Genomic DNA, 15,044 nt, shown 5'->3' with positions numbered 1-15,044 from the left:
CATGTCGATGACGCGTACCACCACCGCGGCCGCGGCCGGCGCCCTTCTCATCGGGAGCGTCGCAGCCGGCGCGACCGCCTCCGCCTCCGTCGGCGACGTGGCCCTCAACGGGGTGTTCACGGCGGTGTCCGACGGCGAATGGGCCAAGACACGGGAGAGCTTCCGCGACGAGGCCACGGTCGTCAGCACATGGACGATCTCGTCGACGTGCACCACCTATCAGGACTGCACCGGCTCGGTGAGCAGCGATCAGGGGTGGACGGCCGACCTGGTCTACCGCAATCTCATGTGGCGCGTCACCCGGGTCATCGAGGGTTGGGAGCGTTGTCCGGACGGCACCGCCTTCCCCGGCGAACAGTCGTTCACGTTCTGGCCGGCCCGGGCGGACGCGCCGGACCGCCATGACCGGCTCAGCGGGTGGGACCAGACCATAGGACCGAGCGGGGCGTGCGGCGTCAACCGGTGGCAGAACATCCGAATGCCGTTCCGGCTCAGCCGAATCGCCTGATCGCCGACGCTCAGCCGGGGTCGAGCGCCGACAGCCGGTGCACCTGCGTGCGGGTGGCCGGATACAACTCGCACCACGTGTCGTAGAGGTCGTCGTAGAGCGCGCGGCGCCGGGGGTCCGGCTCGATCTCCCGGGCCACCCGTGTCCAGTCCGTGTCCGGATCGACCAGTCCGGTCCCGATCGCGGCGAGCAGGGCGTCCCCGTAGCTCGCGCCGATCGCCTGTTCGGGAACCAGCTGCGGCCGACCGGTGATGTCGCTGACCGCCTGCGCCCACACCGGACTGCGCAGCCCGCCTCCGACGGCCACCGTCCTGATCGCGGAGTGGGCGTCGTCGAAGCGTTCGAGGATCTGCCGGATGCCGAACGAGATGCCCTCGTAGGCCGCACGGAACAGGTGCCCGCGGCCGTGGCGCAGGGTCAGGCCCGCGACCACGCCACGCGCCCGCGGGTCGAACACCGGCGTGCGCTCGCCGGCCAGGTACGGCAGCATCAGCAACCCCTCGCTGCCGGGAGGCACCGCGGACGCCTCGGCGGTCAGCTCGTCGAACGACGCGCCGCCGGTGGTGGCCTGCAACCACCCGATCAGGCTGCCCGCCGTCGACGTCCCGGCCGCCAGCGCGAGGCTGCCGTGCTCGACGCCCGTCGTCGTCCACAGCGTCGGGTCGCTGAAGTACTCGTCGATGATCTGGACGAGGAACATCGTCGAGCCGTACATCAGCATCTGATCGCCGGGTTGGCGCACACCGACGGAGAACGCCTCGGAGTACGCGTCGATGGTGCCGGCCGACACCGGGGTGCCTGCCGGAACGCCGGTGGCCGCCGCCGCCTCGGCGGTGACCGTGCCCACCACTTCACTTGGCCAGACCAGGCGCGGCAACGGCAGATGGGCGCAGATGCGCCGCGCCCAGTCGTGGTTCCAGTCGAACAGCCGGGTGCCGTAGAGCGGGTCGCACTGGCTGGCGGTGTGATGGTCGATGACGTATTCGCCGGTCAACTTGGCGGCGATGTACGAGTTCGACCCGAACCAGCCCGTCGCGCGGTCGAACACCTCGGGCTCGTGGCGGCGCACCCACTCCAGTTTCGGTCCGACGGCCTGGCTGGACAGCAGGGTGCCGGCCCGTTCGAGGATGTTCCGCTCACCGAATTCGGCTGTGAGCGAGTCGATTTCATCGGTGGCGCGAGTGTCGACACCGTACAGGATGGCCGGCCGCAGCGGGTGCAGGCGGTCGTCGCAGAGCACGAGACACGGCCCCACTCCGCTGACACACATCCCGGCGACCGCACCGCCGTCCGGAAGCCGCTCCATCAGCGCGGCGCTGATGCGGCAGACCTCGCGCCACCAGAGCCCCTCCGCATCGGCCTCCGCCCAACCCGGGCGCGGCAGGCTCATCGAATGGGCGATGGCCTCAGAGGCGATCACTGTTCCGCTCAGATCGACGAGTACGCCCTTGGTGCTCCCCGTTCCGATGTCGATTCCGAGCAGCAGATCCACGTGCCAAACCCTACGTGGTGACAGACCGCGTCAGTGCGTCCTGGACGGAAAGGGATCGTTGCCGAAATCGATCTGCGCGGCCGGGTTGCTGACCGCGGTCACCATCCCCGAGCCGAAGGCCCCCTCCCGGTCGTAGAGCGTCGCGGTGCCCACGGAGATGCCGTCGGCGACCCAGTGCGAATCGGCTTGCACACCGACCCACTCGTCGACCGGCAGCCGGGCGAGCGCGACGGTGAGGTCGCCGTTGATGTACCCGACCCCGGCCGTGCCGAGGTTGGTCACGAGGCTGGTGCCCTCGGCGGCCACCACCGCCCGCACGAACGGCGAATTCTCGATGCCGGCGACGACCTGGATCGAGCGGCTCCAGGTCCGTTTGCGTGCGGTGTTCTGGTGGTCGACGATCGCATGCGTCCAGCCCAGTCCGTCGCTGCCGAGGTGGATCGCCCGCGACGGATCGACCTCGGGCGGCACGTCGAACGCTCCGGGGGCGACCCATTCGTCACCGCGCGGCGCCTGTGCCCGCCGGTACTGCACGAGGGTCGCGCGCGCGACGGTGACGCCGTCCTGCACCAACTCGCACTCGGCGTTGCGCACGCGCCTGCCGTCGCGCACCAGGTTCGTCTTCGCCGTCGTCGCGACGCCGCGGGCAGCCTTGAACAGGTCGACGGTCAGCCGGGTCGGGAGGAACCCATCGCACCCGAACTCGGCCTCGAGGACCGATGCCGCCAGACCCACGACGGCCGGCCCGTTGAGGTGGTCCTCGCCCCAGTGGCTCTGAGCGAACCGGGTGGGCAGGAACGCGCCGTCGTCGGCCGGATCGAAGTGGACGGGATGCTCGCTCATCCCGGCATCGTCGCACAGCCGGTGGTGACCGACCTGTGACGGCCGCCGCCGGGTGATTCCGAGCGGGTACCGCGGGGTAGACGGCCCGGTATGACCACCCCCGAACAGAACCGGCCCCTGCGCGCCGTCGGTCTCGTCTGCACCCTCAAACCCAGCCCGGCACCGTCGAGCAGCGTCGTGATCGCCGAGCAGCTGTTCGAACCGATGCGCGAGTCCGGCGTCGAGTGCGAGATCGTGCGGTGCGTCGACCACGCCCTGCACCCCGGAGTCGAGGCGGACATGGGACCCGGTGACGAATGGCCCGCCATCCTCGAGAAGATCGTCGCCGCCGACATCGTGGTCGTGTCCACCCCGACGTGGGTGGGACACATGTCGAGCGTCGCCCAGCGGGTGCTCGAGCGACTCGACGCCGAATTGTCCGAGACCGACGACGCCGGCCGGCCCCGGCAGGTCGGGAAGGTGGCGCTCGCCGCGGTCGTCGGCAACGAGGACGGCGCGCACAAGATCGTGGCCGACCTGTTCCAGGCGCTCAACGACATCGGGTTCACCATCCCGGCGCAGGGCTGCACCTACTGGAACGACGAGGCGATGGGCGGCCGCGACTTCAAGGACCTCGACGAGACCCCGGAGGCGGTCGCCGGCACGACCCGTTCGGCCGCGCGCAATGCGGCGCACCTGGCGGGCATGCTGCGCGCCCACCCGTATCCGCCGTACACCTGAGGCCGGCCGCCCGCGATCGTGCGCAAATGCCATGCGCTGCACGGCGTTTCGGGTGACAGACACGCACGTTCGCGGTGGGTGGAACCGCTAGCGGATGGGCAGACCGGTCAGCGCGCGCCCGATGACGAGGCGCTGAATTTCGCTGGTGCCCTCGAAGATCGTGAAGATCTTCGCGTCACGGTGCATCCGCTCGACCGGATAGTCGCGGGTGTAGCCGTTGCCGCCGAGGATCTGGATCGCCTCGTCGGTGACGTAGACGGCGGTCTCGCTGGCGTACAGCTTGGCCATCGACCCCTCCGCCGCGGTGAACGCCTTGTTGTTGCGGTGCATCCATCCGGCCCGCCACACCAGCATCCGGGTGGCGTCGATACGCGCCTTCATGTCGGCGAGCTTGAAGGCGATCGCCTGGAACTCTCCGATCTTGCGGCCGAACTGCTCACGCTGGCAGGAGTAGTCGAGGGCGTACTCATAGGCTGCCCGCGCCACCCCCAGCGCCATCGCGCCCACGAACGGCCGGGTCCGCTCGAAGGTCGCCATCGCCGCCTGGCTCGCCGTCCGCTGCCCCTCCTTCGCGCGCGCGATCCGCTGCTCGAACTTCTCCCGGCCACCCAGGAGCAGCTCCCCGGGGATACGGACGTTGTCCAACACCACTTCCGCGGTATGCGAGGCCCGGATGCCGTGCTTCTTGAACTTCTGCCCCTGCGACAGCCCGCGCGTGCCGGGCGGCACGATGAAGCTGGCCTGCCCGCGGGTGCCGAGGTCCGGGTACACCGAGGCGACCACCACGTGGACGTTGGCGATGCCGCCGTTGGTCGCCCACGTCTTGGTCCCGTTGAGCACCCACTCGTCGGCGGACTCGTCATAGACCGCGCGGGTGCGTACCGCCCCGACATCGGAGCCGGCTCCCGGTTCCGACGAGCAGAACGCGGCGACCTTGGTGTCACCCGGTGTGCCGAACATCGCGGGCAGCCAGTCCCCGATCTGCTGCGGTGTGCCGTTCGACGCCAGCGCCGCCGCCGCCAGACCGGTCGCCAGGATCGACAGCGCGATGCCCGCATCGCCCCAGAAGAGCTCCTCGAACACCGTGATGAGACCGATCCCGCTGCTCTCCCCCGCCATCTGGGCGAACAGCTCCGGCGTGTACAGCCCGACCTTCGCGGCCTCTTCGATGATCGGCCACGGGGTCTCCTCCCGCTCGTCCCACTCGGCCGCCGCGGGACGGACCACGTCGTGGGCGAACTCGTGCACCCAGTCACGCACCGAGACGACGTCCTCGGGAAGTTCGAGCGAGAAAGTGGGCTCCATCGCGGATCTCCTATCGTGACGCGGTCGTCGCCGCCCATCGTGTCATGCGTGGGCGAGAGTGCGCGCGCCCGCGTCCGACAGAGATCAAAGCCGTTGCGGCGCCACGGTATTCACCGGGATCACTGACCGAGCGTCAGCATCCGGGCCGCGGTGTACCGCTCGGTGACGTGCGGGGTCGGTTCCGCCTCGTAGGACGCCGTCCCTCCCAGGGCCCAGTCGGGCGGGGCGTCCTGACCGCTCAGCACCCAGGCGGCCTGACGCGCGGCGCCCAGCGCGACGTACTCGGCCGGCGTCGGGACGTGCACGGGGCGGCCGAGGATGGCGGGTGCGATCCGGCGCACGGCTCCCGAACGCGCCCCGCCGCCGACCAGGATGATCCGCTGGACGCCGATGCCCTGCTCGGAGATCTTGTCGATACAGAACGCCATGGAGGCCAGCAGTCCCTCCACCGCCGCCCGGGCCACGTTGGACGGGGTGAAGTTGCGGGTGGTGAGGCCGTGCAGTGCGCCCGAGGCGTCCGGGAGGTTCGGTGACCGCTCGCCGTCGAAGTACGGTACGAGGCTCAGGCCCTCCGCACCGGCGGGCGCCGACAGCGCCAGGCGGTCGAACTCGTCGAACTCCACCCGGAGCATGCCCGCCGTCGCGGCCAGCACCGGCGCCCCGTTGAGCGTGCACACCAGGGGCAGCTGACGGCCGGTCGCATCGGCGAAACCCGCGACGAGACCCTCGGGATCGCGTGGCGCGGTGGTCGCGACCGCGCTGACCACACCCGAGGTCCCCAGCGACACGACGCAGTCACCCGCGGCGGCACCGAGGCCCAGTGCGGCGGCCGCGTTGTCCCCCGCGCCCGGACCGAGCAGGGCGCCGGACGCGGTGCGGCCGGCGACGTCCCGCGGCCCGAGCACCGGGGGCAGCGTGGGCCGTCGGCCCCGCATCGCCAACTCGAGCAGATCGAGGTCGTAGTCACCGGTCTGTGCGGAGAAGTACCCGGTGCCGCTGGCATCGCTGCGGTCGGTGCGCACCTCACCGATGTCGTCGGATGCGGACAACCGCCACGTCAGCCAGTCGTGCGGCAGGCACACCGCCGCGGTGGCGTCGGCGTTCTCCGGTTCCGCGTCGGCCAGCCACCGGAGCTTCGCCGCGGTGATGGCGGCGACCGGCACCACGCCGATGCGGTCGGCCCACGCGCCCGGACCGCCGAGCTCCCCGACCAGATCGGCGGCGGCCCCGGCCGACCGGGTGTCGTTCCACAGCAACGCATCTCGCACCACCGCGCCCGAGGAGTCCAGGCAGACCATCCCGTGCTGTTGGGCGCCGACCGATACGGCACCGACGTCCTCGAGGCCCCCGGCCGCGGTCTCGGCGGCCTGTAGGGCCGACCACCACAACCGGGGATCGACCTCGGTGCCGCCGGGGTGCGGAGAGGTCGCCGAGCGGACGATCTCACCCGTGTCGGCGTCGCACACCAGGATCTTGCACGACTGGGTCGACGAATCGATGCCGGCGACCAGTGCCACGGCGACCTCCTCAGAACGGCGACTCGACCGTCCACCCTAGTCACGCGGAAACCCACCCGGCCGAACGCCGATCGAGGCGGCGGCCGACTGCGAGAATCGTCCGATGGCCGGCGAGAGCACGGAGCCGCGGGACCGCCAGCGATGGGATCCGGACCGCGACGAGACGGAGACCGAGCGGTTGGACCGCAACTGGTCGAGCCTGCTGCAGGAGCTGCGCGTGGCACAGACCGGCGTGCAGGTGCTGACCGGTTTCCTCCTCGTGTTGCCGTTCCAGGAGCGGTTCGCCGACCTCGACTGGGGCGCCCGGCTGGTGTACCTGCTGACCGTGGCGTGCTCGATCGGGTCGACGGTCTTGCTGGTCGCGCCGGCGAGCATGCACCGGATGCTGTTCCGCCGGCACCGACTCGACGCCCTGGTGGCGTCCTCGCACCGGTTCGCGCTCGCGGGTCTGGTGTTGCTCGGTATGGCGTTGACGGGGGTGGCCGCGATCATCTTCGACGCGGTGCTCGGCGCCACCGCGGCGTGGGCGGCCGGCACCGCGACGTTGCTGGCACTGGCGTTCTCGTGGTTCTGGGTTCCGGTGCGGCACCGCAGGCACAAGAGGCCGAACTGAGGGCGTTTGTGACCTGTTCGGCCGGGGAACACAGCGCAACATGCTTATCCGACGTATCGCGCGACCCATGTTGTCTGCTGTGTTCATCGGGCGTGGAGTGGAGGCTCTGCGGAGCCCCAAACCGGCTGTCGATGCGGCCAAACCAACGCTCGAGGGACTGGCCAAACTGCCCGACCCGGTCGGCACCAACGTACCCACCAACGCCGAGACCGTCGCCCGCATCACCGCGGGCGTGCAGATCGGCGGCGGGCTGCTGCTGGCCTCCGGCAAGTTGCCGCGGCTCGCCTCCGCGGCGCTGGCGTTCAGCGTGGTGCCGGGCAGCCTCGGCGGCCACATGTTCTGGAACGAGACCGAGCCGGAGCGCAAGGCCGAGGAGCGGCGCGCCTTCCTCACCGACGTCAGCCTCATCGGCGGCTTGATCATCGCGGCCGTCGACACCGAGGGCAAGCCGTCCCTGGGGTGGCGCGGTCGCCGCGCGGCGCAGAAGGTCACCGCGGCGCTGCCGGTCGGTGCGGCTGCCGGCGGTTCGCTGACAGACAGTGAATTCGCCGAGAAGCTCGGCCACGGCCTGCACGTCGGCGCAGAGCGGGGACGCGAGTTGGCCGGCGTCGCCCGGGAACGCGGTGCGGAGCTGGCCGAGGTGGCGAGCAAGCGCGGCGCGGTGCTGGCCGACGTCGCCCGCGAACGCGGTGCGGAGTTCGCCGAGATCGCCAGCAAGCGCGGTGCGGAATTCGCCGAGGTCGCGAGCAAACGCAGTGCCGAGCTGGCCGAGGTGGCGAGCAAGCGCGGCGCGGTGCTGGCCGACGTCGCCCGCGAACGCGGGACCGAATGGGCCGAGGTGGCTCGCGACCGCGCCCCCGAACTCGCCGATGTCGCCAAGGGGCGCAGCGCGGAACTGGCCCTGCTGGCCCGCGAGCGGGCCAACGAGCTGGCCGAGACCACCCGCAAGCAGGCCAAGCAGTCCAGGAAGCAGGTCCGCAAGGAGGCCAAGCGCCGGCTTCGCTGACACCGTCGTTTGATCTTGTCGAACCGGGCGCGTCGAAGCGCCCGGTTCGTCGTCTTCCGGCGGTAGATTCGTTCCCACCCACTACGCGGTCAGGAGCGGATGCAATGACAACCGGTGACTACCCCCCTCAGCCGGGCCAGCCCCAGTACGGAAAGCAGCCCCAGTACGGAAAGCAGCCCCAGTACGGACAGCAGCCGCAGTACGGACAGCAGCCGCAGTTCGGCCAACCCGATTACGGTCAACCGCCGTATGGGCAGCCGCAGTACGGACAGCCCGGCGGGTATCCCCCGCCCTTCGGCGGGCAGGTTCCCGGCAGCCTCGGGATGCGCTTCCTGGCCCGGTTGATCGACGGCGTCATCGTCGGCATCGTCGGCGGTCTGCTGATCGTGCTGACCGACTCGATGTCCAACGTCCTGGTCACCGGAGTGTTCACCGGGGTGCTGTCGTTCCTGTACTACGTCGCGTTCGAGGCGACGCAGGGCTGGACCCCGGGGAAGAAGCTGCTGGGGATGAGCGTGCGCGGCCCCGGCGGCGCACCCAAGCCGTCGGCGGCCCAGTCGGCCATCCGCAACCTGTTCACGCTGCTCCCCATCATCCCGTTCGTCGGTGGCCTGCTGGGCGTGATCGCGATCGTCGTGATCGCCGTGACGATCAACGGCAGCCCGACCAAACAGGGCAAGCACGACGAGATGGCGGGCGGCACCCAGGTGGTCAAAGGCTGAAATACGTTGAGCGCCAAGCGCGGGAGTGTGAGTAGACGTCCCGAACTCGCCCGCCGCCTGTTCGATCGCTTCGAGCCCGTGCACGCCGTCACCTACTTCGCTCCGGAAGCCCGCTCGGCCCTCGACGGCCTCGGGTACCGCGGATTCTGGATGGGGTATTTCGCCGCCCGCTCCGCGCCGTTGGGCCGCGTGCCCGCCGACGTGGTGACCGCGATCTTCTACAACTTCGCTCCGGAGCGGGTGGCCAAGGCGTTGCCCGCGGCATGGGAGGTCGCACCGCCGGACGCGGCGCTGCAGGCCAGGGAGCAGTCGGCGGTGGCGGCGCTGAACCGGTGCGGTGTCGGCGACGGCGAGGGGGTGCGCACCGCCGCCGCGCTGGCCGCGAAGGCCGCGCGCGATCTGCCCGTCGACGGTCGGCCGCTGTACGCGGCGAACAAATCCCTGGACTGGCCCGACCATCCGGTCGCCGTCCTGTGGCACGCCGCCACCCTGCTGCGGGAGCACCGCGGGGACGGGCACGTCGCGGTGCTGGCCGCCGCGGGTTTGAGCGGCCGTGAGTGCAATGTGCTGCATGCGGCGGCCGGCCGGGTGCCGCGCGAGATGATCATGCGCAGCCGCGACTACGACGACGCGCAGTGGCAGCACTACACGGACCGCCTGGCGGAGCGCGGTCTCCTCGACGCCGGGGGCGGGCTCACCACGGCGGGCCATGCGCTCAAACAGCGGGTCGAGGACTCCACCGACGAGTTGGCGTTGAGCGCCCTCGACGGACTCGACGACGACGAGGTCGAGACGTTGTTCCAGACGCTGACGCCGATCACCCGCGCGGTGGTCGCCGCGGAGATCGTCCCCGACGCCACCCCGATGGGGCTGTCCCGTGCCGACCTCGACGACGCCGGCGCCCACCTGAGCTGACGACAGGTCACTTCTTGAGCGGGTCGTGGCCCCAGTTCATCAGCGAGTACCGCCACGGGGTGTTCTCGACGTCTCCCGACGGCCGTTGCGCGAGATGCCGGTTGACGTATCCGACGACCTTCCGCATGTGGGCGTGGTCGTCGTCGCTGAGGTCGGCCTTCTTGGTGTGCAGGATCGACACGATGTGGCGCCCGCTGGCGTGTCCGGTGGCTTCGCCGCCGCCGGACTTCTGCCCCACCGACTTCGACTCGTCGGTGTCCAGCCATTCGTCGAGTTCACCGGCGGTCATGTTGACCGCGTCCTTGAACTGCGACCACGTCTGTTCGGCGTCATTGTCGGCGGTCATCGGATGACCGTCACTTCTTGTCGAGCGCGCCGGGCTTGTGCACGGCGTCGTTGCCGCTCTTGTCGCTGACCACCCGGTACTGCGGTTCGTCCTTGGACGCCTTGACCTTCCGGCCCGCCGCCTCGGTCTCGGAGGTGATCTTCTCGACGACCTCGCCCTCGGCGGTGCTGCCGTGGCTCTGCCAGGTGACCTTGTCGCCCTTCTTGAATTCTTGATCGCTCATGACGAGCGGGTACCCACCGGTTCCGCGGTCACCCGCGCCGCGAAGCCGACGTCATATTTCCGTTGCTCCTCAGCGCGGGGCGTACATGATGAGGCCCACCCCGGCCAGGCAGATGAGCGCGCCGGTGATGTCCCATCGATCAGGGCGGAAACCATCGACCACCACGCCCCACAGCAGGGAACCCGCGACGAACACCCCGCCGTACGCGGCCAGGATGCGGCCGAAGTGGGCGTCGGGCTGGAACGCCGCCACGAAGCCGTAGGCGCCCAGTGCGAGGACCCCTGCGCCCGCCCAGATCCAGCCGCGGTGCTCACGCACCCCCTGCCAGACCAGCCATGCGCCACCGATCTCGAGCACTGCGGCGAGGACGAACAGGACGGCGGACTTGAGCACGAGCACGCCCGTCAGCCTGCCGCGGGCGTGCGCAGAATGCCGAATCCGCGCGGCGTGTCGCGGAGCGGACGCGCGCGCTCGTCGTCAGGGGCGGGTGACGTTGCGGTTCCACTCCAGCCAGCCGATGCCCGTGCGTCCGTCTCCCGTGGTGACCGCCGCCCACGCCCGGGGGAAGTGACTGACGCGGCCGTCCCCCGAGGTCAGCATCACCGGGGCGAAGCCGCGGATGTCCACGTCGACGGTGAGGTCGCCGGGTTGCACCGTCAGCGAGGTGGTGACCGGCAGACCGGTGTCGGCGAACGTCGCCTGGGCGGTCATCTCGGTGGTCTCGATCAGGGCAGCGCCCGGGGACTGCACGTAACCGATGCTCATCGGCCCCATCCCGGGGATCCGCAGGTCGACCCCGTGCAAGTGGGTGCCGTCGTCGAGGTGCAGGGCGTTCCACACCCAGTCCATGGCCCACCAGTCGCGCACCCCCCACGAGTGGTCCCGCTGTCCGGGCACCGCGTCGAACGTGTACTCGCGGCCGTCGGCGCTGATGGTGCCCGACACCGTGCAGGCGATCTCGTAGCGTGACGTGATGCGGTATTGATAGGGCGTGCCGACAGTCGTCCACGTCAGATCCATCGTCAGGTCGACCGGACGGCCCGCCTCCCCGCGCAACAGTGCGACGGGATCGTCGTGCGCTTCCCCGCGGCCGCGGACGGTGACCCGGTAGGTGCGCAGCGGTTCGACGGGTTCGAGGCCGAGATGCGTACTGTCGGTGACGGTTTCGGTGTAGTCGTCCGGCAGCGGGGCCTCGAAGTCCACGATCCCGATGGTCGGCATACCCGGTCCGCACACCAGCGCGTTGACCCAGGCGGCGTTGCGGTTCGGGTACAGCCCGAGCCGGACCCAGCCGCCGACATCCTGTGCCCCGTCGGCGAAGTCGAAATACCAGCTCTCGTTCCAGAGTTCCTCGTCGCCGGGCCGGTGTGAGCCCTCGTCGTCGGCGCCGGGCTGCAGGGGTTCACCGGCTGTCGCGTCCGGCAGCGCGGCCAGGGCGTCGGTGTCGAGCACGTGTTGGCAGTGGCGGCGCAACATCGTCATGAACATCTCGTCGCCGCGCTCGGTACGCGCGACCAGCATCGAGGACACGATCGCCATCATCACGCCGAAGAAGCTCTGGCGGCGGACCCCGTCGCGGACGGCCGCCAGGTCCACCGGCGCCTGGGCCCCCAGCGCGTCGTGGTAGGCGCGCAGCAGCGCATCGTAGTGCGCGCGCCGATCCTCCACCGGCAGCGCACATCCCAGGAAGTAGGCCACGTCGGTGAACGCGGGTCCCCAGGTGACTGTCTGCCAGTCGACGACGGTCAGCGGCCGGTCCGCGCCGGGCTGGCCGAACAGCATGTTGTCGAGTCGATAGTCGCCGTGGATCAGCCCGTGCGGGCGCTCGGGGGCGCCCTCGGCGTCGAGATAGGCGTCGAACACCGCGACCAGGCGCTCGCAGACGGCGCGGTGCTCCGGCGCGATCGCGTCACCGTAGCGGTCGGCGAAGCCCGCCCACAGTTGGCCGATGAGCGCCTGATTCATCGGTGACTCGCGGTTGAGCCAGTCGGCGTCGGCGAGCGCGGCGTCACCGAGCAGCGGGCCGTGAACGCGGCCGAGTTCGGCCAGTGCGAGCGCCGCCTGCTCGACCGTCGCACCGCGGATCTCGTCGCCGACCACCGCGGGCGCCGCGTCGCCGAGCAGCAGGTCGAACGCACCGGTCTCGCCGTTGTAGGCGGCGTGATAGCAGGGCGCCACCGGACCCGGCAGGCCCGGGGCGATGTCGGTGTAGAACCGCACTTCCCGCTCGTAGAGCCCGAGCGCCAACCCGGTCTGGCGGCTGTTGGGGTCGGTCGCGGCGACCTTGAGGACCACCGATTCCGGTCCGGCGGTCGCGGTGTCGGCGTAGGCGAGCGAGACGCGGTAGCACTCGCTCATCTGGCCGGTGCCGATGCGTTCGAAGCCGAATCCGGTGACGGCACCCGCGCCCAGCACGGTGGTCAGCCACTCGGCGGTGAGGTCCGAGGGACGTTCGATGACGAGGTCTGCAGTGTGAGCCACGCGATGAACCTAGCAGTGGGCTGCATCACACTGTTGACGGGTGTCAACCACGAGTGTCGCGTCAGCGCGTGGAGAGCGTGAACCCTTCCCAGGCCTGCCTGCGATCGGCATCGGGGTCGTACTCGACGCGCGGCCTGCGGTCGAAGACCAGCACCGCACGCTGATCGGCGCGGTAGGGCTCCCACCCGTCGCCGGGCGTTCCGCTACGACTGAACGCCCGCCAGCGGCGCTGGACGTCCCTGCTCACCTTGACGGCCGAACGCCGGTCGGCGGCCGCGGTCAGCAGGGATCCGAACCTGGTGCGGTAGGTGTCGAAGACCGCCAGCAGTTCGGTCGCGTGCGTCGCGCCCAGCCCCGACCACTTCAGCGTGCGCGGTGCGTAGTCGTAGCGGTACACGAACGTCGGGGCGTGACGGGAGTGCGCCTCTGAGATCTGCCACGTGGCGGTGCCGAAGGCGAAATCCCCACCCAGTTGCATGCACGCCGACGGGTCCGGATAGCCGGGATAGGCGCCGGTGATCCGGTCACGGCGCTCGGCGTCCGAATCGGCCAGCAGCGTCTCGATCATCGGCTCCGACATCGGCAGCAGCGGCAGGAACCGGCTGAACAGCCGACCCTCCTCGGCGTTGTTGCCCACGATCAGCGGCACCCGGTGCGCGCTGCCCTCTGCCATCGCCGCGACGGGTTCGACGGGCAGGTAGTCGGTGCCGTACGACGGACCGACCGGGAACGCGCCCGGCATATGGGTCATTCCCCGCCGGATCAGGTGCTCGAGCGCGTCGCCGAGCTGAACGGGCCGAGCGGCCATCAACGCGGCGGCGCCGTCCTGGGGCCGGGCGCCGAGCTGCTCGACGAAGCGTTCGGCGAACGCCGCGGCCGCCTCGTGGGAGCGCACCATCCCGCTGGCCGGGCTCTGCGAGATCGCTTGATGAAACAGGCCTTTGGCCTGCGGCACGGCGAGCAGCGTGGCGACCGCGTGGGCGCCCGCGCTCTCGCCGAAGATCGTGACGTTGCCCGGGTCGCCGCCGAACACCGCGATGTTGTCGCGAACCCACCGCAACGCCATCACCAGGTCGCGCAGGAACAGGTTCCCGTCGATCGGATTCTCCGGGGTGGACAGCGACGAGAAGTCCATACAGCCCAGCGGGCCGAGGCGGTAGTTGACCGACACGTAGACGCACCCGCGGCGCGCCATCGCGGCACCGTCGTAGATCGGGGTGGCCGAACTGCCGAACGCGTATCCCCCGCCGTGGACGAAGAACATCACCGGCAACGGACCGTCCGCAGGCTTCTCCGGCGCGACCACGTTGAGCGTCAGGCAGTCCTCGCTCATCTGCTGGCGCTTCCCCACGCCGAGGAGCGTGTACCTCGGGTCCTGGGGGGCACAGTTGCCCACGCTGTGGCAGTACCGGACCCCGCGCCACGGCTCGGCGGGCAGCGGGGCGCGGAACCGGCGGCGCCCCACGGGCGGCTGGGCGTAGGGAATGGCTCGCCACCGGTGGACCCCGTCGCGGGTGAACCCCTCGACCGTTCCGGTGCTGATGGTTGCGCGGACGGTACGCTCGTGCATGTTTTCGACGGTAGTCGAACACGTCTGCGCGGCCGCGCCTGACCGGGGTGTGCGTGTCGGCCCGCTAGCCTGGCGACCATGCGGATTGCTGTGATGCTGGCGGCGTCTGTGCTGGTCGCGGGTTGTTCCCAGGGCGTCGAGGAGCAGGCGCGGCAGACGGAACCGACGCTGTCGGCGCCGTCCGTCACCACCCGCACCTCACCGACGCCGACGACGACGACGACGAAACCCCCGCCGACCAGCGCCCCGGCGGCCGGGGCGCCGATCGGCGAGGTGGTCCGGTGGATCGAGGCCGCGCCCCCGGCCGCACCCGAGGGTTTCCGCACGGTGAGCCGCGAGGGGGCCGCCACGGATCTCGGTGACGGCGTCGCGTTCACCACACCCGCAGGCACGTCGAAGTGCGTCACCGACCGCCGCGCCGAAGGGGCGTTGACCTGTCTGGTGGATCTGACGGAGCCGCCGGCGCGTCCGCCCGACGTGTACGGCGAGTGGAAGGGCGGCTGGGTCGACTTCCCGGGGGCCACCCTCGACGTCGGTTCGGCGCACGCCGATCCCGGTCCGTTCTCCGACGGATTCGGTGTCGAACTGCCGTACGGGCAGGCGCTGAACTTCGGCGACTACCGGTGCCGCACCGACCCGTCGGGCCTGTTCTGTGTCAACTACGCCCACCAGTCGGCGGCGCGGTTGAGTGACACGGGCGTCGAACCGTTCGGCTGTCTACAACAGGTGACGCCGCCGCCAGGTGTCGGCGCACGCTTCAGCTGCTGATCGCAGTCGGCACGC

16 protein-coding genes are annotated in these 15,044 nt (G+C 70.5%); 7 read left to right on the top strand and 9 right to left on the bottom strand.

Translation table 11 applies throughout. The features are described from left to right. The first annotated feature begins 1 nt into the window (after position 1). Entirely contained in the window at positions 2-508 is a 507-nt protein-coding gene (locus AU195_RS02250; RefSeq protein WP_353612148.1) for an Rv2253/PknI dimerization domain-containing protein, read from the top strand. Between the two features lie 10 nt (positions 509-518). On the opposite strand, the gene AU195_RS02245 is transcribed toward AU195_RS02250, so the two are convergent. Together AU195_RS02245 and AU195_RS02240 are read right to left on the bottom strand one after the other, a co-directional pair. Further along, positions 519-2,000: an FGGY-family carbohydrate kinase gene (locus AU195_RS02245; protein ID WP_059157435.1), complete on the bottom strand. Its 1,482-nt coding sequence runs from the start codon at positions 1,998-2,000 to the stop codon at positions 519-521. Between the two features lie 30 nt (positions 2,001-2,030). Continuing rightward, the gene (locus AU195_RS02240; RefSeq protein ID WP_059157434.1) at positions 2,031-2,843 is read right to left on the bottom strand and encodes an acyl-CoA thioesterase domain-containing protein; all 813 of its coding nucleotides are present in this window, start codon (positions 2,841-2,843) and stop codon (positions 2,031-2,033) included. A gap of 90 nt (positions 2,844-2,933) precedes the next feature. Here AU195_RS02240 and AU195_RS02235 point away from each other — a divergent pair, with 90 nt between their 5' ends. Continuing rightward, positions 2,934-3,563, top strand: coding sequence for a flavodoxin family protein (locus AU195_RS02235; RefSeq protein WP_059157433.1), 630 nt, complete (start codon positions 2,934-2,936; stop codon positions 3,561-3,563). Positions 3,564-3,650: 87 nt separating this feature from the next. Here AU195_RS02235 and AU195_RS02230 read toward each other — a convergent pair whose 3' ends face one another. Next, positions 3,651-4,868, bottom strand: coding sequence for an acyl-CoA dehydrogenase family protein (locus tag AU195_RS02230; RefSeq protein ID WP_059157432.1), 1,218 nt, complete (start codon positions 4,866-4,868; stop codon positions 3,651-3,653). 119 nt (positions 4,869-4,987) lie between these two features. Then, positions 4,988-6,385 carry a xylulokinase gene (locus AU195_RS02225; RefSeq protein ID WP_059157431.1) on the bottom strand — a complete coding sequence of 466 codons (1,398 nt, stop codon included), beginning with the start codon at positions 6,383-6,385 and terminating at the stop codon, positions 4,988-4,990. Between the two features lie 103 nt (positions 6,386-6,488). Here AU195_RS02225 and AU195_RS02220 point away from each other — a divergent pair, with 103 nt between their 5' ends. From AU195_RS02220 to AU195_RS02205, 4 genes are all read left to right on the top strand, one after another. Further along, positions 6,489-6,998: a DUF6328 family protein gene (locus tag AU195_RS02220; protein WP_059157430.1), complete on the top strand. Its 510-nt coding sequence runs from the start codon at positions 6,489-6,491 to the stop codon at positions 6,996-6,998. A gap of 40 nt (positions 6,999-7,038) precedes the next feature. Beyond that, a complete protein-coding gene (locus tag AU195_RS02215; RefSeq protein ID WP_059157429.1) occupies positions 7,039-8,004 on the top strand; it encodes a DoxX family membrane protein in 966 nt (321 codons plus the stop codon). A gap of 104 nt (positions 8,005-8,108) precedes the next feature. After that, entirely contained in the window at positions 8,109-8,726 is a 618-nt protein-coding gene (locus AU195_RS02210) for an RDD family protein (protein ID WP_059157428.1), read from the top strand. A 27-nt stretch (positions 8,727-8,753) separates the two neighbouring features. After that, a complete protein-coding gene (locus tag AU195_RS02205; RefSeq protein ID WP_059157427.1) occupies positions 8,754-9,641 on the top strand; it encodes an SCO6745 family protein in 888 nt (295 codons plus the stop codon). Positions 9,642-9,648: 7 nt separating this feature from the next. On the opposite strand, the gene AU195_RS02200 is transcribed toward AU195_RS02205, so the two are convergent. The 5 genes from AU195_RS02200 to AU195_RS02180 form a co-directional block, all read right to left on the bottom strand. After that, positions 9,649-9,987, bottom strand: coding sequence for a DUF3140 domain-containing protein (locus AU195_RS02200; protein WP_059157426.1), 339 nt, complete (start codon positions 9,985-9,987; stop codon positions 9,649-9,651). A gap of 10 nt (positions 9,988-9,997) precedes the next feature. Continuing rightward, positions 9,998-10,210 carry a hypervirulence associated TUDOR domain-containing protein gene (locus AU195_RS02195; protein ID WP_011559910.1) on the bottom strand — a complete coding sequence of 71 codons (213 nt, stop codon included), beginning with the start codon at positions 10,208-10,210 and terminating at the stop codon, positions 9,998-10,000. A gap of 69 nt (positions 10,211-10,279) precedes the next feature. After that, on the bottom strand, positions 10,280-10,609 hold the full coding sequence (locus AU195_RS02190) for a YnfA family protein (RefSeq protein WP_059157425.1): 330 nt from the start codon (positions 10,607-10,609) through the stop codon (positions 10,280-10,282). A 78-nt stretch (positions 10,610-10,687) separates the two neighbouring features. Then, positions 10,688-12,691 (bottom strand): DUF7064 domain-containing protein, encoded by a 2,004-nt coding sequence (locus AU195_RS02185; protein ID WP_059157424.1) that lies wholly within the window; start codon positions 12,689-12,691, stop codon positions 10,688-10,690. A 61-nt stretch (positions 12,692-12,752) separates the two neighbouring features. Further along, complete coding sequence (locus AU195_RS02180; protein WP_059157423.1) at positions 12,753-14,261, bottom strand: carboxylesterase/lipase family protein; 1,509 nt, start codon at positions 14,259-14,261, stop codon at positions 12,753-12,755. Between the two features lie 78 nt (positions 14,262-14,339). Here AU195_RS02180 and AU195_RS02175 point away from each other — a divergent pair, with 78 nt between their 5' ends. Then, a complete protein-coding gene (locus AU195_RS02175) occupies positions 14,340-15,029 on the top strand; it encodes a hypothetical protein (RefSeq protein ID WP_059157422.1) in 690 nt (229 codons plus the stop codon). Positions 15,030-15,044 lie beyond the last annotated feature (15 nt).

Source organism: Mycobacterium sp. IS-1496 (assembly GCF_001499995.1).
Taxonomy (GTDB): Bacteria; Actinomycetota; Actinomycetes; order Mycobacteriales; family Mycobacteriaceae; genus Mycobacterium.
The sequence above is the reverse complement of the archived record's forward strand: the minus strand, read 5'-3'. Positions and strand labels throughout refer to the sequence as shown.